The organism is Streptomyces sp. YIM 130001 (assembly GCF_003574445.1).
Classification (GTDB): Bacteria; Actinomycetota; Actinomycetes; order Streptomycetales; family Streptomycetaceae; genus Streptomyces.
This window is the reverse complement of record NZ_KZ984552.1, coordinates 376,659-395,955: the sequence shown is the minus strand read 5'-3', so window position 1 is coordinate 395,955 and position 19,297 is coordinate 376,659. Positions and strand designations below refer to the sequence as shown.

Annotated in this window: 20 protein-coding genes and 1 riboswitch; of the genes, 9 read left to right on the top strand and 11 right to left on the bottom strand. The window is 72.9% G+C overall.

Annotated features, from left to right (window positions below; translation table 11 throughout):
• Positions 1–10: 10 nt before the first annotated feature.
• From amaP to DSC45_RS11710, 5 genes are read right to left on the bottom strand one after another with little or no spacing between them, the layout of a single operon-like run.
• Positions 11–589: an alkaline shock response membrane anchor protein AmaP gene (gene amaP / locus DSC45_RS11730; RefSeq protein WP_119289827.1), complete on the bottom strand. Its 579-nt coding sequence runs from the start codon at positions 587–589 to the stop codon at positions 11–13.
• A 3-nt stretch (positions 590–592) separates the two neighbouring features.
• Entirely contained in the window at positions 593–1,267 is a 675-nt protein-coding gene (locus DSC45_RS11725; protein WP_119289825.1) for a DUF6286 domain-containing protein, read from the bottom strand.
• Positions 1,264–1,614, bottom strand: coding sequence for an Asp23/Gls24 family envelope stress response protein (locus DSC45_RS11720; protein WP_119289824.1), 351 nt, complete (start codon positions 1,612–1,614; stop codon positions 1,264–1,266). The genes DSC45_RS11725 and DSC45_RS11720 overlap by 4 nt, the downstream gene beginning before the upstream one ends.
• Positions 1,614–1,799, bottom strand: a complete 186-nt coding sequence (locus tag DSC45_RS11715) for a hypothetical protein (protein WP_119289822.1) — start codon at positions 1,797–1,799, stop codon at positions 1,614–1,616. Before DSC45_RS11715 ends, DSC45_RS11720 begins: the two co-directional genes overlap by 1 nt.
• A gap of 40 nt (positions 1,800–1,839) precedes the next feature.
• Positions 1,840–2,337 (bottom strand): Asp23/Gls24 family envelope stress response protein, encoded by a 498-nt coding sequence (locus tag DSC45_RS11710; protein WP_240434581.1) that lies wholly within the window; start codon positions 2,335–2,337, stop codon positions 1,840–1,842.
• A gap of 87 nt (positions 2,338–2,424) precedes the next feature.
• Here DSC45_RS11710 and DSC45_RS11705 point away from each other — a divergent pair, with 87 nt between their 5' ends.
• A complete protein-coding gene (locus DSC45_RS11705; RefSeq protein WP_119289820.1) occupies positions 2,425–3,174 on the top strand; it encodes a nucleopolyhedrovirus P10 family protein in 750 nt (249 codons plus the stop codon).
• 10 nt (positions 3,175–3,184) lie between these two features.
• Here the strand turns inward: DSC45_RS11705 and DSC45_RS11700 are convergent, their stop codons facing one another.
• The 3 genes from DSC45_RS11700 to abc-f form a co-directional block, all read right to left on the bottom strand.
• On the bottom strand, positions 3,185–4,000 hold the full coding sequence (locus DSC45_RS11700) for an enoyl-CoA hydratase/isomerase family protein (RefSeq protein WP_119289818.1): 816 nt from the start codon (positions 3,998–4,000) through the stop codon (positions 3,185–3,187).
• A gap of 108 nt (positions 4,001–4,108) precedes the next feature.
• Positions 4,109–4,330, bottom strand: coding sequence for a helix-turn-helix domain-containing protein (locus tag DSC45_RS11695; RefSeq protein WP_205571304.1), 222 nt, complete (start codon positions 4,328–4,330; stop codon positions 4,109–4,111).
• A gap of 365 nt (positions 4,331–4,695) precedes the next feature.
• Positions 4,696–6,294 carry a ribosomal protection-like ABC-F family protein gene (gene abc-f, locus DSC45_RS11690; protein ID WP_119289816.1) on the bottom strand — a complete coding sequence of 533 codons (1,599 nt, stop codon included), beginning with the start codon at positions 6,292–6,294 and terminating at the stop codon, positions 4,696–4,698.
• Between the two features lie 336 nt (positions 6,295–6,630).
• On the opposite strand from abc-f, the gene DSC45_RS11685 reads away from it, so the two are divergent.
• Together DSC45_RS11685 and DSC45_RS11680 are read left to right on the top strand one after the other, a co-directional pair.
• A complete protein-coding gene (locus tag DSC45_RS11685; protein ID WP_119289814.1) occupies positions 6,631–7,521 on the top strand; it encodes a KPN_02809 family neutral zinc metallopeptidase in 891 nt (296 codons plus the stop codon).
• A gap of 121 nt (positions 7,522–7,642) precedes the next feature.
• Positions 7,643–8,053: a VOC family protein gene (locus tag DSC45_RS11680; RefSeq protein WP_119289813.1), complete on the top strand. Its 411-nt coding sequence runs from the start codon at positions 7,643–7,645 to the stop codon at positions 8,051–8,053.
• A 38-nt stretch (positions 8,054–8,091) separates the two neighbouring features.
• Here the strand turns inward: DSC45_RS11680 and DSC45_RS11675 are convergent, their stop codons facing one another.
• The 3 genes from DSC45_RS11675 to DSC45_RS11665 all read right to left on the bottom strand — a co-directional run bounded on the left by DSC45_RS11675 (position 8,092) and on the right by DSC45_RS11665 (position 11,631).
• Positions 8,092–9,516, bottom strand: a complete 1,425-nt coding sequence (locus tag DSC45_RS11675) for a hypothetical protein (protein ID WP_162929191.1) — start codon at positions 9,514–9,516, stop codon at positions 8,092–8,094.
• A 180-nt stretch (positions 9,517–9,696) separates the two neighbouring features.
• Positions 9,697–10,824: an alpha/beta hydrolase family protein gene (locus tag DSC45_RS11670; protein ID WP_119289808.1), complete on the bottom strand. Its 1,128-nt coding sequence runs from the start codon at positions 10,822–10,824 to the stop codon at positions 9,697–9,699.
• Between the two features lie 111 nt (positions 10,825–10,935).
• Positions 10,936–11,631 (bottom strand): class II aldolase/adducin family protein, encoded by a 696-nt coding sequence (locus DSC45_RS11665; protein WP_119289806.1) that lies wholly within the window; start codon positions 11,629–11,631, stop codon positions 10,936–10,938.
• A gap of 291 nt (positions 11,632–11,922) precedes the next feature.
• On the opposite strand from DSC45_RS11665, the gene DSC45_RS11660 reads away from it, so the two are divergent.
• The 6 genes from DSC45_RS11660 to cobO all read left to right on the top strand — a co-directional run bounded on the left by DSC45_RS11660 (position 11,923) and on the right by cobO (position 19,294).
• Positions 11,923–13,185: an inorganic phosphate transporter gene (locus DSC45_RS11660; RefSeq protein ID WP_119289804.1), complete on the top strand. Its 1,263-nt coding sequence runs from the start codon at positions 11,923–11,925 to the stop codon at positions 13,183–13,185.
• Positions 13,186–13,224: 39 nt separating this feature from the next.
• Complete coding sequence (locus tag DSC45_RS11655; protein WP_119289802.1) at positions 13,225–13,446, top strand: hypothetical protein; 222 nt, start codon at positions 13,225–13,227, stop codon at positions 13,444–13,446.
• A gap of 160 nt (positions 13,447–13,606) precedes the next feature.
• A riboswitch (cobalamin riboswitch) is annotated at positions 13,607–13,738 on the top strand.
• Between the two features lie 151 nt (positions 13,739–13,889).
• Positions 13,890–14,924 carry a cobalamin biosynthesis protein gene (locus tag DSC45_RS11650; protein ID WP_119289800.1) on the top strand — a complete coding sequence of 345 codons (1,035 nt, stop codon included), beginning with the start codon at positions 13,890–13,892 and terminating at the stop codon, positions 14,922–14,924.
• Entirely contained in the window at positions 14,921–16,495 is a 1,575-nt protein-coding gene (locus DSC45_RS11645) for a cobyric acid synthase (RefSeq protein WP_119289798.1), read from the top strand. Before DSC45_RS11650 ends, DSC45_RS11645 begins: the two co-directional genes overlap by 4 nt.
• Positions 16,496–16,544: 49 nt before the next feature.
• Positions 16,545–18,695, top strand: a complete 2,151-nt coding sequence (locus tag DSC45_RS11640; protein WP_119289796.1) for a putative cobaltochelatase — start codon at positions 16,545–16,547, stop codon at positions 18,693–18,695.
• Positions 18,695–19,294: a cob(I)yrinic acid a,c-diamide adenosyltransferase gene (gene cobO, locus DSC45_RS11635; protein WP_119289795.1), complete on the top strand. Its 600-nt coding sequence runs from the start codon at positions 18,695–18,697 to the stop codon at positions 19,292–19,294. Before DSC45_RS11640 ends, cobO begins: the two co-directional genes overlap by 1 nt.
• The last annotated feature ends 3 nt before the right edge of the window (positions 19,295–19,297 follow it).

The following is a 19,297-nucleotide window of genomic DNA, read 5'->3' as shown; positions in this document are numbered from 1 at the left end:
CGGTCCGGCGTCAGTTGACGCGCTCGGCCCGGTGGCGCACCGCGCGCATCCGGACCTCCGCCGGGAGCTCCGCGAGCCCCGCCGAGTCCCGGGCGCGTGCCACCGTCTCGGCGCTCAGCCTGTGCAGGGTGTCGGCGGGCTCCGCGTGCGCCTCCAGGAGCAGCCGGATCCGGGCGCGCGGCTCGGTGCGCCGGCCGGTCAGCGCCACCCTGGCACGCGCCACCCCTTCGACGGCCTCCGCGTCACCGGCCAGTACGGACTCCATGGCCGGCCCGCGCAGCAGCGCGCCCTCGCCGTCACCGCTGTCGACCAGCACCTCGCGGAGCCTGCGGCGCCGCGCCTGGGCGAGCAGCCACCACAGCATCAGGATCACCAGGACCGCCAGGGCGGCGATGACCGCCGGCCACCAGTAGCCCTCGTCCCGCCACCGGGTGCGTGCGTCGTCGCCGAGCAGCACGTCGCCCTGGCCGTCGTAGACCCACCAGGACGGCAGTCCGGCGCCGAGTCCCGTGGCGAGCACCGCGCCGCCGAGGACGAGCAGCACCAGGCCCGCGAGGGCGAGCACGATCCGGTTGACCGACTTCAGCATGGCTCAGCCCTTCCTTCCCGGGCGGGTGACCGACACCGCGAGGTTCAGGCCGTGCGCCAGGCCGAGCCGGCCGAGGCCGGCACCGACCGCGGTGTCCAGATCGGCACGTACGTCGTCCAGTTCGCGGAAGTGCGAGACGGCCTTGACGTCCACCTTGCGCCGCTTGACCTTGACACGTACGGACTGCACGCCGGAGACCTGCATGGCGCGGTCGCGAAGCACCAGGGCCGCGGCGTCCCGGTCGAGCCAGGACCGCACGCCGGGGTTCGCGCTCGCCATCGGCAGCACGTCACGGCGACCGGGAGTGAGCGCGAGGATGAGCAGCCAGAGCCCGATCGCGGCCGCGGCGGCCGCACCGGCAAGGACGGCCACGTCGTCGAGCCGGCGCTCCGCCAGCTCCTCGGCCAGCGTGCGCCGCCAGGCCATCGCCGGCCGGTCCGCGCGCACCGCGGCCACGTCGTACAGGAGCAGCCCGGCCGCGCCGAGCACCAGCAGGCCGAGCAGGGTGGCCGGGATCCTCCGCGTCGACCACAGGCGGCGGCGTTCACCCCCGTCCGCCGGGGTGAGCACCGGGGTGTAGGAGGCGGCCGAGGCCGACTGGTCGAACTCCGGGCCGTCCTTCTCGATCACCGGCAGCGGCCGGGTACCGCCCGCCGGTGTCTCAGGGGCCTCGCTCATCGGGTCCTCCCCCGGTCCGCGCCGCGCGAGTGTGCCGAATGGAGCCGCTCCACCGAGACGGTGACCTCGGGCACCTCCATCCCCGCCAACGCCTTTACCCGCTGGGCGACTTGACGACGCACGGCACCGCACTGCCGGCCGATGTCAGCGGGGTACTCCAGCTCGAGGCTGACCCGGACGCGGGCCGTGCCGTGCTGCACCGACACGGTGGCGAGCGGGGCCTGCCCGTCCTCGGGCACACCGGACGGCAGCGCCTCGCGTGCCGCCCGTGCGGCGATCTTGGCGACGACCCGGTCGGCGATCCGGGTCGATCCGCGTTCGGCGGGCTCGACCGTCAAGGACGTCACTAGCGCCGCCGGTCGTCGCGCGTCCGGAAGAGATCACCGGGCTCGAGGTCCCCGTCGACGTAGCGGCCGACCAGAAACCCGATCGCCCCGAGTGCGGCGACGAGCAGAAAGGCTCCGAACCCGCCGAAGTACGCGGCGAATCCGAGACCCATGCCGGCGATCAGGCCGACCAGTGCCATGCTCATCGCGGCCTCCTGGCTACGTGGACGGACCGTGCCGAGCGGTTCACTGGAGCCTGCCCTCCGGCTCGTCGTCGTCCTCCTCGTCGGGCAGCTTCACATCGCCGACCGCGATGTTCACCTCGACCACTTCGAGGCCGGTCATGCGTTCCACCGCGGCGATGACGTTCTCCCGTACGGCACGGGCCACGTCGCCGATGGACACGCCGTAGTCGACGACGATCTCCAGGTCGAGCGCGGTCTGCACCTCGCCGACCTCCGCCTTGACGCCGCGGCTGACCGACTTGGCGCCGCCGGGCACCCGGTCGCGTACCGCGCCGAAGGTACGTGAGATGCCGCTGCCCATCGCGTGCACGCCGACCACGTCACGAGCGGCGAGCCCGGCGATCTTCTCCACCACCCCGTCGGCGATGGTCGTACGGCCACGGCTCGCGGGGTCGCCGCCGCCTCGTTTGGTGGGGCCGGTGCGTGTGCTGTCACCGGACAGGGTCTTCGCGCCCTGCTCGCTGCTTCCGGACGTGCCGCGCTCTGCTGTGTCTGCCATGGCGTCGTTCCCTTCGGGGTTGCACTCCTCAGCTCACCGTAAGCGCGTGTTCCCGATATCGCTCCGGGGATGCGGCAGGCTGGGGCAATGACGGTTGACCGATGGACCCTGGCGGTGCGGCAGCAGCTGGGCCTGGGGCGTCTGCTGCCGTTGGGCGGCGCGGCGGACGGCACCTGGATCACCGAGCAGGCGGCGTCCCGCGTACTGCGCGAAGCCGCCTCCCGGGTGGCCGGCGTACGGCTGGAATCGCTGCGCCTGGACACGTCCGGTACGGGGGCGGAGCCCGCGGTACCGGCACCGCCGAGTTCGCTGCCGCCCGGGCCGCTGCGCCTGGAAGCGGACTTCTCGGCGACGACCCGTGAACCGCTGCCCGCGGCCGCGGAGCGCCTGCGGGCAGCACTGACCGCGGCGGCCGACCACCGCCTCGGCCTCGCGCTCCTGACGGCGGACCTGCGGGTGACGGCGCTCGAGGACGAACTGGCGGAGCAGGCAGCGGCCGACACCGGTACGGGGCCGGAAGACTCCGCGGACGGGCACGGTGACGGCGACGGCACGGCCGGGGTGGCAGCGGCCGTCCTCGCCGTACCGGGCGTGGCCGAGCTGACCGGGGTGCTCGGCGGGCGGGGGCGCGCGGTGCACCTCACCGAGCACGGCGAGGGCGACACCTCCACCTCGCTCCCTCGCCGCCACCTCCGCATCGAACTGGCCACCACGAGCGACCACCGCGCGCTCGACGTGGCCCTGGCGGTACGTCAGGCAGCGACGGCAGTGCTGCCTGACAACCCGACTGCGGCGGTCGTCATCACGGCCGTGCAGCGGTCGTCACCACAGCCCTGAGAGCGCGCGCTCAGTCTCCGAGCCCCGCGAGATCCCGAAGCCGCCGGCCCTGTGCCGCCCGCTCGGCGTTCCGCTGCTCCTCGTACGTCCGCCCGGACACTCCTTGCAGCAGCGCCTTCGTCTCGATCACCGCGTCCCGCGGCGCGGCGAGCAGTGCGCCGGCCAGGTCCTGGACCGCGGCGTCGAGTTCGGCGGCGGGCACCGCGATGTTCGCGAGCCCGGTGCGCGTCGCCTCGTCCGCGTGCACGAAACGGCCGGTCGCGCAGATCTCCAGGGCACGGGCATAGCCCACCAGGGAGACCAGGGGATGCGTACCGGTGAGGTCGGGGACCAGACCGAGGCTGGTCTCGCGCATGGCGAACTGCACGTCGTCGGCGACGACGCGCAGGTCACAGGCGAGTGCCAGCTGGAATCCGGCACCGATGGCGTGCCCCTGGACGGCCGCGACGGTCACGATGTCGCTGCGCCGCCACCAGGTGAACGCCTCCTGGTACTCGGCGATGATCGCGTCGAGTTCGGCCTCCGGCCCACGGGCCATGTCGAGGAACGACGGCTCCCCGTCGAAGCCCTCGGGCGTGAAGGCCTGCCGGTCGAGTCCCGCGGAGAACGACTTGCCCTCGCCGCGCAGCACCACGACACGGACCGTGCCGGGCAGCAGACGCCCGGCCTCGGCCAACGCGCGCCACAGAGCGGGGCTCTGGGCATTGCGCTTGGCGGGATGGGTCAGCGTCACCGTCGCGACGGCGTCGTCGACGGTGAGACGGACACCGTCCCGGTCGAGTACGGCTGCGGATTCGGTCGTCGATTCGGTCTCGGACGAAGCCATGGGTGCCTCCGGTGAGCTGCGGCAACTAAGTGACCGCAGAGTAACCACCCGGCCGGTCGTCGGACCGACCGGGTGGTCTCTCACCGGAAAGCGATGAGCAGACCGCCGTCAGGCGCTGGTGGTCTTCTTGCCCCGCGTCGCCCCGCCGCGTCCCCGCAGCGTGACACCGGACTCGCTGAGCATCCGGTGAACGAATCCGTAGGAACGGCCCGTCTCCTCGGCCAGCGCCCGGATGCTCGCACCGGAGTCGTACTTCTTCTTCAGGTCTGCCGCGAGCTTGTCGCGCGCGGCGCCGGTAACCCGGCTGCCCTTCTTCAGAGTCTCGGCCACCCGTGCCTCCTCGTGGGAAGTGCGCTCTGGACTTCTCATGATCACCCCTCCCGGGCTTCCTGGCCACCCATTCGGCAAGGTCCGTACGCAGAGCTACGGCGCCCGGCAGTCGGTCACCACGAGCGGAACGTCCGCGTCCGGGCGACCTTCCCGCGTACCGCCGAACGGGTTGACGCACGAAGGTCCAGGTCAGGACCGGCGCCGGGAACGGCAGCCGGCGCCGCGCGGGCGCGACCGCCGAAACGGTGAACTGCGCGCCCAGGTACGAGGCCGTCTCACACAGATGAAGGATCACGCATCGGGCGAATGATCCAGATGGAGTTGATCACGCATTCGGTCCGGTGGTGACCACCGGATCCGGGCCGTCAGGCGAGGGCCACCAGATCCGCGTAGTCCGCGCCCCACAGGTCCTCGACACCGTCGGGCAGCAGGATGATGCGCTCCGGCTGCAGCGCCTCGACGGCGCCCTCGTCGTGGGTGACGAGGACGACCGCGCCCTTGTACGTGCGCAGCGCGCCGAGGATCTCCTCGCGGCTGGCCGGGTCGAGGTTGTTGGTCGGTTCGTCGAGCAGCAGGACGTTGGCCGAGGAGACGACCAGGGTGGCGAGCGCGAGCCGGGTCTTCTCGCCACCGGACAGAACGCCCGCGGGTTTGTCCACGTCGTCGCCCGAGAAGAGGAACGAACCCAGCGTCTTGCGCACCGCGACCAGGTCGAGGTCGGGGGCGGCCGAGCGCATGTTCTCCAGGACCGTGCGGTCCGGATCGAGAGTCTCGTGCTCCTGGGCGTAGTAGCCGAGCTTGAGGCCGTGGCCTTCGAGGACCTCGCCGGTGTCCGGCTTCTCGGCGCCTGCAAGGAGCCTGAGGAGCGTGGTCTTGCCCGCGCCGTTCAGGCCGAGGATGACGACGCGTGAGCCCTTGTCGATGGCCAGGTCGACATCGGTGAAGATCTCGAGCGATCCGTACGACTTCGACAGGCCCTCCGCGGTCAGCGGCGTCTTGCCGCAGGGCGAGGGATCGGGGAAGCGGAGCTTGGCCACCTTGTCGGACTGCCGGACCTCCTCGAGGCCGGAGAGCAGACGCTCGGCGCGCTTGGCCATGTTCTGCGCGGCCACGGTCTTCGTGGCCTTGGCGCGCATCTTGTCGGCCTGCGTGTTGAGCTGGGCGGCCTTCTTCTCGGCGTTCTGCCGCTCGCGCTTGCGGCGCTTCTCGTCAGCCTCGCGCTGCTGCTGGTAGAGCCGCCAGCCCATGTTGTAGATGTCGATCCCCGAGCGGTTGGCGTCGAGGTAGAAGACCTTGTTGACCACGGTCTCGACGAGGTCGGCGTCGTGGGAGATCACGATGAAGCCACCGCGATAGCTGCGCAGGTAGTCGCGCAGCCAGACGATCGAGTCGGCGTCGAGGTGGTTCGTCGGCTCGTCGAGCAGCAGGGTGTCGGCGTCCGAGAACAGGATCCTGGCCAGCTCGACGCGGCGTCGCTGACCGCCGGAGAGCGTGTGCAGCGGCTGGCCGAGCACCCGGTCGGGCAGGCCGAGCGCGGCGGCGATGGTGGCGGCCTCGGCCTCGGCGGCGTAACCGCCCTTGGTGAGGAACTCCGTCTCCTGGCGCTCGTACTGGCGCAGGGCCTTGTCGCGGGTGGCGCCCAGGCCGTTCGCGATGCGCTGCTCGTTCTCCCGCATCTTGCGGATCAGGCTGTCCAGGCCGCGGGCGGACAGGACGCGGTCGCGCGCGAGGACCTCGAGGTCGCCGGTGCGTGGGTCCTGGGGCAGGTAGCCGACCTCGCCGGAGCGGGTGATGGTGCCGCCGGCCGGTACACCCTCGCCTGCCAGGCACTTGGTGAGGGTGGTCTTGCCGGCGCCGTTGCGCCCGACGAGGCCGATGCGGTCGCCCTTGGCGACGCGGAACGAGGCGTTCTCGATGAGGATTCGGGCGCCGGCGCGCAGCTCGATGTTGGATGCGGTGATCACGGGGGTTCCAGACTCCGGGGCAGAAGAAGAGGGCGGCGGACTGACGGTGGTCGGTGCCGGGGCTCGCCGGAGGGCGGCCCGCGCGGCACGAGCGGTCGGCGCCGCTAATGCACGAGGAGAATGGCCATGCGTCAACTCTACCGGGGGCGTGCAACCGCTTTTCCCGCCGGCCCGCGCGCGGGGACCCCGTTCGGACCGAGCCCGGGACCGGGGCGGATCCCTCGTTCGGACGCGCCACACGCCCCGACGCGCTGCGGACGGACCAGTATGAAATGGCCGATACGCGGCGGGAGCGGCCCATCGCCGCTCCGGGACGGAGCAGAGGGTGGTGCACCCGTGCAGTTCGACGACGATGCCCGTCTGGACACGGGGGAGGTTCAGGATGCCCGCGGCGGTGGGCGGATGCCCGGCGGGAAGGCGGTCGGCGGCGGGCTCGCCGGCATCGTGGTGCTGCTGCTCGGGCTCTTCCTCGGCGTGGGGCCGGACAATCTGGGCCTGAGTTCCGGGAACGAGGAGCCCGGCACCACGGCCTCCAGCGCGGCCCAGATCCAGGAGGACTGCCGGACCGGGCAGGACGCCAACGCCCGCGCCGACTGCCGCACGGTGGCCGTGGTGAACAGCGTCCAGGACTACTGGAGCCGGGCCTTCCCGCGGCAGCGCTCCGGCTACTCGCCCGCGCCGACGGTGTTCTTCACCAACCGGGTGAGCACGGCCTGCGGAGCGGCGACCTCCTCGGTCGGCCCGTTCTACTGCCCGGGCGACCGCAAGGTCTATCTGGACCTCGGCTTCTTCGACGAACTCCGCAGCACCTACGGATCCAGCGGCGGTCCCTTCGCAGGGGCGTACGTGGTGGCGCACGAGTACGGACACCACATCCAGAACCTCGAGGGCACGCTGAAGCGCTCGCAGGACGGCCGGACCGGGCAGAACAGCAACGCGGTCCGGGTGGAACTGCAGGCGGACTGCTACGCCGGGGTATGGGCGAAGCACGCGACGACCACGCCTTCGGAGACCACGGGCCGGCCGCTGATCACCGAACTGACCGACCAGGACATCAAGGACGGCCTGGACGCGGCGGCCGCGGTCGGCGACGACCGCATCCAGGAGCGTTTCCAGGGGCGGGTCAACCCGGAGTCCTGGACGCACGGGTCCGCGAAACAGCGCCAGCAGTGGTTCTACGAGGGGTTCAGCACCGGGGACGTGGCGCGGTGCGACACGTTCCGGTGAGCGTCCCCCGCACCGCGCGGGGAGTGTGTCCGCGGGCTCCGGTCAGTGGCACTGCGCGTTGTCAGACCCCGGTGCCAGACTTGTGACCCAGGCCACTTTCCGGCATTCGACCAAGGGAGGAATGATCAGCATGCCGCAGTCTCCGAGCATTGTCCCGACCCTTCTCTACACGGACGCCAAGGCGGCGATCCAGCAGCTCACCGAGGCTTTCGGACTCACCCGAGCCGCGGTCTACGAGAACGACGAAGGCCAGGTCGCGCACGCCGAGCTCACCTATGGGAACGGCATGGTGATGCTCGGCAGCAAGGGCCACGGCGGTGCGTTCGACGAAGCGTCGGCGGACGCGGGGCCCAGCAGTGTCTACATCCGGGTGGACGACGTCGACGCGCACCACAAGCGGGCGGCGGAGTCGGGCGTGGAGATCCTGATGCCGCCGACCGACCAGGACTACGGCTCACGGGACTACATGACCCGCGACCTCGAGGGGAACATCTGGAGCTTCGGCACGTACGCACCCCAGGTCGAGGGGTAGACGACGTCTCCGCCGGGCCGCCGGCCCGCGGAAGAGGTTCAGGCGCCGCCGGTGTGGACCTGGAAGGCGGCACGCCGCACGGCCTTGGACAGTGCCGGGTCGGGATGGGCCGCGGCGAGCGCGACCAGGACCTGGACAGTGCGCGGGTGCCCCACCCGGCGTACCTCCTGCAGCAGGGCCGGCACCGTGCCCTGGGGCGCGGACTCCAGGTGACGGACCAGGAGTTGGGCCTCGCCGTGGTCGGCGACGGCCGCCGCCGTGTCGACCCAGAGCCAGGTCGACTCCGCACGGCTCAGCACCGCGTGCACGTCCTCGGGGTCGGCGCCCTCGTACTCGGCGAGCCAGAGCAGGGCGTACGGACGCAGTGAGGTCCGGTCGGCGGCCGCGCGTACTTCGGGCTCCGCCGGTGCGCCGACCACACGCAGTGCCTCGAAGGCGAGCCCGCGCAGCAGGGCGTCGTCGCCGCGCGCCGCGTCGAGGAGTTCGGTGACGGCGCTGCCGACGGGGCGGGCGGCCAGCCAGGCACGGTATTCGGCGCGGGCCGAGCCCGGGCCGAGGCGTGCGCAGCCGCGGAGCATCTCCTCCGCGGACTGTTCGATGTTCCCGGCGGGGCTCTGGGCGGCGACGATGATCTGCTCGAGCTTGACCCACACCGCCCAGCTGCCGAGCGGAGTGAGGGTGGCCTGGCCCTCGCCGAGGGTGAGGGCGCCGACGGAGGCGAGGCTGTACAGGGCCCAGTCGAGGAGCGGGGCGAGCAGCGAGGCCTCGGGCTCCTCGGCCACCGACTGCTCGGGGTGCGGGCCGAAGGGGATCTCGCAGCGCTCCGTGCGCAGTTCGAAGACCCGCTGCTCGAGCAGATCGAGCAGCTGCGGCATGGCGACGGGCCCGTCCGAGAGCTGCAGCAGGGAGAGCACCTGGGGCATCGCCTCGATGACCTCCCCCACCGCGGCGGCGGGCTGCTCCTCGGGCGCCGGGTGGACCAGGGACCAGGCGTCGAAGAGGGCCACCCAGCCGCGCAGTACTGCCGAGTCGTCCCGGTCCCAGGCGCGCAGTCGCCAGCCGGGGCGCGCGGTGCTGCCGTGCACCTCGACCAGACCGGCCAGGCGGGCGGTGTCCCAGTCGGCCCTGATCTGCTTCTCCGTCAGGTCGAGCTCGGCCGCGGCCCGTTCACAGGTCGCGTCGGAGAGCGCGCCGCCCGGTGTGGGCGGCGGGGGTGCGGTGGTGTCCGCTGCGCGCGGCCTCGTCCGGTGGCTGCGCGTCGTATCGGCCCAGCGGGCGATCCTGGCCGCTCCCGCGAGCCCCTCGCGTGCCATACGCGCGAGCACGGTCTGGACGGGGGTGCCCTCGGGAGGGCGGGGAGCGGGGCGGCGGGTGCGGGGCACCGGCACCGCCCGTGAGGCATCGGCGAGGGGTCGTGGGCGGACCAGTCGGAGCCTGGAGTCGCGCGGGTTACGGGACGTCACGGGGGCAGTCTTCCCGGTCACGGGTCGAAAGCCCAAACGGAATCGAACCTTGCGCTTTCCGCTCGGCAGCTCGGGTGGCGCACAGACGCGCCCCGACCGGCCGGAACGGGGCCCGTGACGTCGCGGTCCGGCCGAGCGCCGCCCACGCGACCGGGCGGGGCCGCGCGTCCGCGCCAGGGGCTACATCAGGGGTGTGAGGAAGCGGCGCAAGGTCTCTTCGTACTGTGCCGGGCCGGCGTTCCACATCGCGCCGTGCGGGGCGTCGGTGACCTCGTGCAGCGAGACCAGATCGGGCCGCCGGGCGGCCAGTTCGACCGAGAGGCCGTACGGGGCGAGGCTGTCGCCGGGGCCGTGGAAGATCAGGGTCGGTACGCGCAGCGCCGCCGGGTCGAGCGCCTCGGCCAGTCCGTCGCTGTGCACCCCGGTGCTGCCCTGGGCCGCGCGGACGGCGAGCGGCAGCAGAGCCCCTGGAGTACGCCGGCCGGAGGCCAGGGCCCGCAGGGTCGCCTCCCAGTCGAGGACCGGTGAGTCGAGGACGAGTCCGCTGATGCGGCCGCGCAGTCCGGAGTGGGCGGCCGCGCGCAGGGCCATCGTGGCTCCGGTCGACCAGCCGTGCAGGACCACGCGCTCGGCGCCGTGGCCGATCGCGTAGCGGATGGCCGCGTCGACGTCGCGCCATTCCGATTCGCCGAGATGGCCGAGGCCGTCCGGCGACTTCGGGGCTCCTGGATCGCCCCGGTAGGCGAGGTCGAGCACCGGGAACCGCTGACCGTGCAGGAAGTCGAGGACGACCATCGGGTGCTCGCGGGTGGTACCGAGCCCGTGCAGGGTGATCACCCAGGTGTCGCGGGCACCGGGCACGAACCAGGCGGGCAGGGTGCCGAGTTCGCCCGGGATCTCCACTTCGGCGTACTCCAGCCCGAGGGCCGTGAGGGGGTCGCCGACGTGCACCTGCGGGGTGAGGCGCACCTTCGCTCCGGGCAGCAGCGTGCCCCGGGTGACACGCTCGAGCCGCCGCACCACCGTGTCCGCGGTGTGAGCGGCGGCCTCGACGACGGGACCGGTCACCGCGTGGCTGTCCTCCCCGCTCAGTCCGTAGGTGCCGGGGCGCAGTGAGGCGAGGGACCGGGTGAGGGTGACCTGGCCGGCGGCGGTGGCGTGCACGGTGAGCCGTGGTTCGGTGGGCAGTGGTCGGCCGGAGGGGTTGCGCAGCGCGGCATCGCCGGCGAAGCGGCCGGCGGCGAGCAAGGCCGCGCCGGCTCCGAGGACTGCGGTGACGGCCGCGGCCGTTGCTGTTGCGGGGCGCACCGCTCCAGTGTCGTCGTGCGGGGGCCGGGCGGCCAGTGGGCGGGGGCCGGCTTCTGTCCGGTGAGGCCTCCGGGGCCCGGCCGCTTCGTACGGCCGGAGCGCTCTGCGCGGTCAGCGTTGCCCGTAGCCGCGCAGCTTCTGCCCGGCGTCGTGCAGCTGGGAGGGTGAGAGGAGGGTCGGGGTGCGGCCGGGGGCCGAGGTGGCGGTGAGCCAGAGGCGGCAGAGCCACTCGAGTTGGGCGGTGCGGTCGTAGGCCTGGTCCAGGGTGTCGCCGTAGGTGACCGCTCCGTGGTTCTGCAGCAGACAGCCGGTCCGCTCGTGCAGGGCGCGGAGCATGCCGTCGGCGAGCTCCGCGCTGCCGTAGAGGGCGTACGGGGCGACGCGAACGGGTCCGCCGAGGGCGGCGGCCATGTAGTGGATGCCGGGGAGTTCGGGGACGAGGGTCGATACCGCGGTGGCGTGCACCGCGTGTGTGTGGACGACCGCTCCGGCGTCGGTGTGGCGGTAGATCGCCAGGTGCAGCGGCACCTCGCTGGTGGGTTCGAGGCTGCCGAGCACTCGGCGGCCGTCGAGGTCGATCCCGAGGGCGTCCTCGCGGCGGAGGCGGTCGTAGGGCACTCCGCTCGGGGTGACCAGGACGGTGTCGCCCACCCGGACCGAGACGTTCCCCGAGGTGCCGACGACGAGGCCCTCGGCGGCCGTTCGGCGGGCGGTCGCGACCAGTTCGTCCCAGGCCCGCACGATCGTCCCGTCCCCCGGGGCGGGGGATTTCCCTCGGTCCGCCTGCCACTCGCCGATGTCACCCATGCGCCGATCCTGTCAGCCCGCCGGCGCGAGCGGGACGCGGCCGTTCCACCCGGCGCTGGCAGCGGGTGATCAGAATCTCTTCGGCGGCTCGATGTGCGGCCCACTCGGTTCGTCCGAGACCCTTTGAAGCCCGCCGTTCCCGACGCGTGAGCACCGGGAACGGAGCCGGAACGGAAGCGGAGTGGAGGCGCCTCATATTGGGACACCACAGCGCCCGACCCAGTTCATCTTCCGTTCACCCTGGTTACCTACGTTCGCCGAGCCACTGACGCCGAACGATTGCCTGGGTAAATGGAACACATCACGCTGCTGCTCGCGATCGTGATCGTGACGGCTCTCGTGTTCGATTTCACGAACGGTTTCCACGACACCGCCAACGCGATGGCGACCACCATCTCGACCGGCGCAATGAAGCCCAAGGCCGCGGTGGCCATGTCCGCCGTGCTGAACCTGGTCGGTGCCTTCCTCTCCGTGGAGGTCGCCAAGACGATCTCCAGCGGCCTGGTCCAAGAGGACGGAATCCGACCCGAAGTCATCTTCGCCGCCCTGGTGGGCGCGATCCTGTGGAATCTGCTGACCTGGCTGGTCGGTCTCCCCTCCTCCTCCTCGCACGCGCTGATGGGCGGTCTGATCGGCGCCACCATCGCGTCGATCGGCGTCAGTGGTGTCAACGGCGGAGTCGTCGTCACCAAGGTCCTGATCCCCGCCCTGGCCGCCCCGCTGGTGGCCGGTTTCGCGGCGTTCCTCGCCGCCCGGCTCACCTACAAGCTCGGCAAGAACGTCGGCCGGAAGTCCTCCGAGAAGGGCTACCGCACCGGTCAGATCGCGTCCGCCGGACTGGTCTCGCTCGCCCACGGCACCAACGACGCGCAGAAGACGATGGGCATCATCACCCTGGCCCTGGTCGCCGGAGGCGCGCTCGCGCCCGGGTCGAACCCGCCGGTCTGGGTGATCGTCTCCGCGGGTCTCGCCATCGCGCTCGGCACCTACCTCGGCGGCTGGCGCATCATCCGCACCATGGGCAAGGGCCTCACCGACCTGCAGCCGCAGCAGGGCTTCGCCGCCCAGACCAGCGCCGCCGCGGTCATCCTCTCCTCGTCGAACCTCGGCTTCTCGCTGTCCACCACGCACTCCTGCTCGGGTGCCGTGATGGGGGCGGGGCTCGGCCGCAAGGGCGGCGTGGTCCGCTGGTCGACCGCGAGCCGGATGTTCGTGGCCTGGGGTCTGACCCTGCCGGCCGCCGGACTGGTCGCCGCGGGCGCCGAGTTCGTGGCCCGGCAGGGCGACTGGGGCATCGCGGTGGTGGCCGCGTTCCTGATCGGCTCCTGTGCCGCCATCTGGTTCATCTCCCGCCGCCAGGTCGTCGACCAGCACAACGTCAACGAGCCGGAGCCGGCGACCGAGGAGGAGCCCGCCGGTGTGGTGACCACGGCCGTGGCCGCAGTCACCCCGCCGCCCGCCGGTGCCGCTTCCGAGGAGTCGGCGGCCGAGCCGGTCCCCGCCTCAGCAGGCGCCGTCACCGAACCCGCGGCGCAGGCCAGGGCGACGGTCTGAGTGCGGCCGAGCCGCAGGACTAGATAAGGAAGCAGCAGCATGGACATCGACTGGGCAGCACTCGGCTCCGTCTTCGGCGTCAGCCTCGTGGCCACCGTCGGCCTCGTGACCCTCTTCACCCTCGGCATCGCCGGTCTCTCCAAGCAGGAGGCGGCAGTCGAACAGGGCGGCTCCGCAGCCCTCGCGCGCACCGGTGCCTACGCCTGCTTCGCCCTGTGCGCGGCAGCGGTGGCCTACGGCATCTATCTGATCGTCGCCTGACCGCACTCGCACGCCGTGTCGCCCCGCCTCCGGCCCCTTCCGGGCAGGACGCGGGGCGGTCGGCTGTGGGGCTCGGCACACTCTTCCACCGCAGGTCAACGACGAGTTGACGGGCATTCGAACCCCGTGGTGAACTTCGCGGGCCATATACGGCGGCAGGAGAGGAAGCCGGTGCGAATCCGGCGCGGTCCCGCCACTGTCACCGGGGAGCTCTCCCCCACACCGGAAGTCACGGCCCGCAACGGCGGGTTGGAAGGCCGGGGGAGCTGCGGATCCGGGAGCCAGGAGACTCACGTCGCCGTGTTCGTCGAACCAGGGCGCGGACCCTGAGTGAGGACACATCGCGATGCCGGGCTGCCCGTCCCCCGCTCCCTCGAGTACGCGCATCGAACCACGCCCGCACGCACCAGCGGTCCACCGAGGCGTATCGGCGGTCTGACCCCGTGCGTGCCGATCGCATTTTCGCGTACGGCGCCACCGCGGGCCTGCTCGGCGACCTGCTGTTCGGCGATCCACGCCGGATGCATCCGGTCGCCGCGTTCGGGCGTGCGGCGGGTGCTGTCGAGCGCGTCCTGTGGCGCGACCACCGCGGCTGGGGCGCGCTGCACACCGCAGTGTGCGCCGGTGGCGCGGTCGCTGCCGCGGCCCTCGCACAGCGAGCCGTGCGCCACTCCCCCGGTGCCTCTCTCGCGCTGACCGGAGCCGCCACCTGGGCCGTCGTCGGCGGTACTTCACTCGGCCGGGAGGCTCGGGCCGTCGCCGCCGCCCTGGAGGCCGGGGACATGGAGGTGGCCCGCGAGCGTCTGCCTCATCTGTGCGGCCGCGACCCGGCCGCCCTGGACGGCCCCGGCATCGCGCGTGCGGTGGTCGAGTCGGTCGCCGAGAACACCTCCGACGCCGTGGTCGGCGCGCTCGTGTGGGGCTCGGTCGCCTCGGTCCCGGGCCTGGTGGGCTTCCGCGCCGTGAACACCCTGGACGCGATGGTGGGCCACAAGTCGCCCAAGTACCGCCGCTACGGCTGGGCTTCGGCCCGTACCGACGACGTGGCCGGCCGGCCGGGCTCGCGGTTGACCGCGGCGCTCGCCGTCGTCGCGGGCGGCGATCCGAGCGGGGCCGTGCGGGCCTGGCGAGCGGACGCGCGGCGTCACCCCAGCCCCAACGCCGGTCCGGTGGAGGCCGCCTTCGCGGGCGCGCTCGGCGTACGGCTCGGAGGGACTCTGTCGTACGGCGGGCGGACCGAGCACCGGCCGGTCCTGAACGCGGGCGGGCGCGAGGTGACCGTGGCCGATGTGGAGCGTGCGGTGCGGCTATCGCGCCGGGTGGGGTTCCTCGCCCTCGGGGTGTGTGTGGCCGGGCGGTCGGCGGCGGGGTGGCTGACGTCGGCCACGCGCGCGAGGAGGGGCGTTTCGGCGTCCACGCGCGCGTGGAGCACGGATCCGGCTTCGGCCCACGCACGACCTCGGGAAGGACGGTCATGACGGGTGGCGGGCTGCTGATCGCGGGGACCACGTCCGACGCGGGCAAGAGTGTGGTCACTGCGGGCATCTGCCGCTGGCTGGCCCGCAAGGGCGTCTCCGTCGCGCCGTTCAAGGCGCAGAACATGTCGCTCAATTCGTTCGTCACCCGGGAGGGCGCCGAGATCGGACGGGCGCAGGCCATGCAGGCGCAGGCCGCGCGCGTGGAGCCGACGGCGCTGATGAACCCCGTGCTGCTCAAGCCCGGTTCGGACCGCAGCAGCCAAGTGGTCCTGCTCGGCAAGCCGGTGGGCGAGATGAGCGCTCGCGGCTTCTTCGGAGGCACGCAGCGGGCGCCCGGCGGGGACGGACCTTACGGCGGACACCGGGAGGGACTGCTGGACACGGTCGTCGACTGCCTTGCACAGCTGCGGAGTTCCTACGACGCGGTGATCTGCGAGGGCGCCGGCAGCCCGGCGGAGATCAACCTGCGGCGCACCGACATCGTGAACATGGGCATCGCCCGTGCCGCACGGTTCCCGGTCGTCGTGGTGGGCGACATCGACCGCGGTGGTGTCTTCGCCTCGTTCTTCGGCACGACCGCCCTGCTGTCCGCCGAGGACCAGGAACTGGTGGCCGGTTACCTGGTCAACAAGTTCCGCGGGGACGTCTCGCTGCTCGAACCGGGCCTCGACATGATGACGCGGCTCACCGGCCGCCGGACCTACGGCGTCCTGCCGTACGCCCACGGCCTCGGCATCGACGAGGAGGACGGCCTGCGGGTCTCGCTGCGCGGGACGGTGCGGGAGTCCGTGGTGGCCCCGCCGGCCGGCGAGGAGGTGCTGCGGATCGCGGTGTGCGCCGTGCCGCTGATGTCGAACTTCACCGATGTCGACGCTCTCGCGGCCGAACCGGGCGTGGTGGTCCGCTTCGTGGACCGCCCCGAGGAACTGGCCGACGCCGACCTGGTCGTGCTGCCCGGGACCCGCGGCACCGTACGGGCCCTGGAGTGGCTGCGCGAGCGCGGGCTCGCGGACGCGGTGGCGCGCCGGGCCGCCGAGGGGCGTCCGGTCCTCGGCATCTGCGGCGGATACCAGTTGCTCGGCGAGCGGATCGAGGACGAGGTCGAATCTCGGGCGGGCACGGTCGACGGTCTCGGACTGCTGCCGCTGCGCGTGCGGTTCGCGGTGGACAAGACCCTCGCCCGGCCCGTCGGCGTCGCCCTCGACGAGCCCGTCGAGGGGTACGAGATCCACCACGGCGTCGCCGATGTGCGCGGCGGGGACGCCTTCCTGACCGATACCGAAGGGCGGCCGCTGGACGGCTGCCGGTCGGGGGCCGTGTGGGGCACCCACTGGCACGGCTCCCTCGAGTCGGACGCGTTCCGGCGGGCGTTGCTGCGCGAGGTCGCCGCCGCCTCGGGCCGGCGCTTCGTGCCGGCGCCCGACACGTCCTTCGGGCAGCTGCGGGAGGAGCAGTTGGACCGGCTCGGCGATCTGATCGAGGAGCACGCGGACACCGCGGGCCTCCTGCGGCTCATCGAGTCCGGCGCACCCGTCGGACTGCCGTTCGTCGCTCCGGGGGCGCCCCGCTGACCGTGCCGCGTGTGCCGCCCGTACCCACTTCCCTAGGAGTGACTCCGTCATGAACACCCCGTATCCGTTCACCGCGATCGTCGGTCAGGACGATCTGCGGCTCGCGCTGCTGCTCAACGCGGTCAGTCCGGCCGTGGGCGGCGTGCTGGTGCGCGGTGAGAAGGGCACCGCCAAGAGCACCGCGGTGCGCGCGCTCACCGCCCTGCTGCCGGACGTGGACGTGGTGCCCGGCTGCCGCTTCTCCTGCGACCCCGCGGCGCCCGACCCGGGCTGCCCGGACGGCCCGCACGACGGCGCCGCCGGCACGGCTCGGCCCGCCCGGACGGTCGAACTGCCCGTCGGCGCCTCGGAGGACCGGCTGGTGGGCGCGCTCGACATCGAGCGGGCGCTCGCGGAGGGCGTGAAGGCCTTCGAGCCGGGTCTGCTCGCCGCGGCGAACCGCGGGATCCTGTACGTCGACGAGGTCAATCTGCTCCACGACCACCTGATCGACGTGCTCCTCGACGCCGCCGCGATGGGTGCCTCGTACGTGGAGCGCGAGGGTGTGTCCGTACGGCACGCGGCGCGTTTCCTGCTGGTCGGCACGATGAACCCCGAAGAGGGCGAACTCCGGCCGCAGTTGCTCGACCGCTTCGGCCTCACCGTCGAGGTGGCCGCGTCCCGCGAGCCCGACCAGCGCGTCGAGGTGGTGCGCCGGCGCCTCGCGTTCGAGGACGACGCCGAGGTGTTCGCGGCGCGCTGGGACGCCGACGAGGCGCAGCTGCGCGAGCGGATCGTGTCGGCCCGCGCGCTGCTCGCGGAGGTTCGTCTCGGGGACGGTGCGCTGCGGCAGATCGCGGCGACCTGCGCGGCGTTCGAGGTGGACGGCATGCGTGCGGACATCGTGATGGCGCGTACGGCGACCGCGCTGGCCGCCTGGGCCGGCCGCACTGACGTGGACGTCGAGGACGTGCGGCAGGCCGCGCTGCTGGCGCTGCCGCACCGCAGGCGCCGCAATCCGTTCGACGCTCCGGGGCTGGACGAGGAGTTGCTCGACGACACACTGCGGGAGTCCGCGGACGACGAGCCCGATGAGGAGCCCGGCACGCCGGACGGCGACGACGAACCCGACGGCGGGCCGGACGGGGACGGCGGGCCCGGTGGCGGTGGCGGACAGCCGCCCGCCGACGCCCCGCAGGGACCGCCTCCCACCGACGGGGCCTCCTCAGCCGAGGCACCGGAGGCCCCGGAGGAGCGCGAGCCCGCCGACGCGCCCCGAGCGGACGCGTCCGACGACTCGGGTGAAGGCGCCTCACCCGGGAACGCGGCCGCCGAGCAGGGCGCCGTGTCCGCGGGCGAACCGTTCCGCGCGAAGCTCCTGAGTGTGCCGGGGACCGGCGCGGGCGCCGCGGGCCGCCGCTCCAGGGCCCGTACGGAACATGGCCGAACCACCGGCGCCCGCCCGCCGCGGGGTCGGCTCACCAAGCTGCATCTCGCCGCGACACTGCAGGCGGCCGCCCCGCACCAGCGGGCCCGCGGCCGCTCCGGACGCGGTCTGGAGGTGCGGCGCGACGACCTGAGGCAGGCGACCCGAGAAGGCCGCGAGGGCAACCTCGTGCTCTTCGTGGTGGACGCCTCCGGGTCGATGGCCGCGCGGAAGCGGATGAGCGCCGTCAAGGGTGCGGTGCTCTCGCTGCTGCTCGACGCCTACCAACGCCGGGACAAGGTCGGCCTGGTGACGTTCCGCGGCACCGGCGCCGAGGTCGTCCTGCCGCCCACCTCGTCGGTCGACGCCGCGGCGGCGCGCCTGGAGTCGGTGCCGACCGGTGGCCGTACCCCGCTGGACGCCGGGCTGCTCAAGGCGCACGACGTGCTGCGGGTGGAACGGCTGCGCGACCCGTCGCGGAGGGCCCTGCAGGTCGTCGTGACGGACGGCCGGGCCACCGCCCCTGGCGTGCGCGGTACGCAGGTGCCACGCGCGCGCGTGGCCGCCGGTACGCCCGCCGACCCGTGGGACCGGGCGCGCCGCGCGGCGCGCCTGCATGCCTCCGAGGGAACCGCCTCGGTGGTCGTGGACTGCGAGACCGGCCCGGTGCGGCTCGGCCTCGCGGGGCTGCTCGCCCGGGAGTTGGGCGGCAGCGCGGTGACGCTGGACGAGCTGCGCGCCGAGTCGATCACCGCATTCGTCAACGACGCACGAGGAACCAGGAGGGCCGCCTGATGCCACAGGGAAAGCCTGCCGTCGTCCCGGACGACGGACTCACCACGCGGCAGCGCCGCAACCGCCCGCTGGTGTTCGTGCACACGGGCATCGGCAAGGGCAAGTCGACGGCCGCGTTCGGGCTCGCCATGCGGGCCTGGAACCAGGGCTGGCCGGTCGGGGTCTTCCAGTTCGTGAAGTCCGCCAAGTGGAAGGTCGGCGAGGAACGCGCCCTGCGGGTGCTCGGCGACTCCGGCGAGGGCGGCACGGTCGCCTGGCACAAGATGGGCGAGGGCTGGTCGTGGGTGCAGCGCGACAGCCAGTACAGCAACGAGGAGGCCGCCCGCGAGGGCTGGGAGCAGGTCAAGCGCGACCTGGCGGCGGAGACGTACCGGCTGTACGTCCTCGACGAGTTCGCGTACCCGATGCACTGGGGCTGGGTGGACCCGGACGAGGTGGTGTCCGTACTGCGCGAGCGGCCCGGCAACCAGCATGTGGTGATCACCGGCCGCAACGCCCCCGACCGGCTGATCGACTTCGCGGACCTGGTGACCGACATGTCGAAGGTCAAGCACCCGATGGACGCCGGGCAGAAGGGCCAGCGGGGCATCGAATGGTGACGG

Coding starts and splice junctions, on each gene's coding strand:
- DSC45_RS11710 (WP_240434581.1), bottom strand. CDS start 2,337: ATGGCAGACACAGCAGAGCGCGGCACGTCCGGAAGCAGCGAGCAGGGC.
- DSC45_RS11640 (WP_119289796.1), top strand. CDS start 16,545: ATGAACACCCCGTATCCGTTCACCGCGATCGTCGGTCAGGACGATCTG.
- DSC45_RS11700 (WP_119289818.1), bottom strand. CDS start 4,000: ATGGCTTCGTCCGAGACCGAATCGACGACCGAATCCGCAGCCGTACTC.
- amaP (WP_119289827.1), bottom strand. CDS start 589: ATGCTGAAGTCGGTCAACCGGATCGTGCTCGCCCTCGCGGGCCTGGTG.
- DSC45_RS11665 (WP_119289806.1), bottom strand. CDS start 11,631: ATGGGTGACATCGGCGAGTGGCAGGCGGACCGAGGGAAATCCCCCGCC.
- DSC45_RS11660 (WP_119289804.1), top strand. CDS start 11,923: ATGGAACACATCACGCTGCTGCTCGCGATCGTGATCGTGACGGCTCTC.
- DSC45_RS11725 (WP_119289825.1), bottom strand. CDS start 1,267: ATGAGCGAGGCCCCTGAGACACCGGCGGGCGGTACCCGGCCGCTGCCG.
- DSC45_RS11645 (WP_119289798.1), top strand. CDS start 14,921: ATGACGGGTGGCGGGCTGCTGATCGCGGGGACCACGTCCGACGCGGGC.
- cobO (WP_119289795.1), top strand. CDS start 18,695: ATGCCACAGGGAAAGCCTGCCGTCGTCCCGGACGACGGACTCACCACG.
- DSC45_RS11655 (WP_119289802.1), top strand. CDS start 13,225: ATGGACATCGACTGGGCAGCACTCGGCTCCGTCTTCGGCGTCAGCCTC.
- DSC45_RS11705 (WP_119289820.1), top strand. CDS start 2,425: ATGACGGTTGACCGATGGACCCTGGCGGTGCGGCAGCAGCTGGGCCTG.
- DSC45_RS11680 (WP_119289813.1), top strand. CDS start 7,643: ATGATCAGCATGCCGCAGTCTCCGAGCATTGTCCCGACCCTTCTCTAC.
- DSC45_RS11715 (WP_119289822.1), bottom strand. CDS start 1,799: ATGAGCATGGCACTGGTCGGCCTGATCGCCGGCATGGGTCTCGGATTC.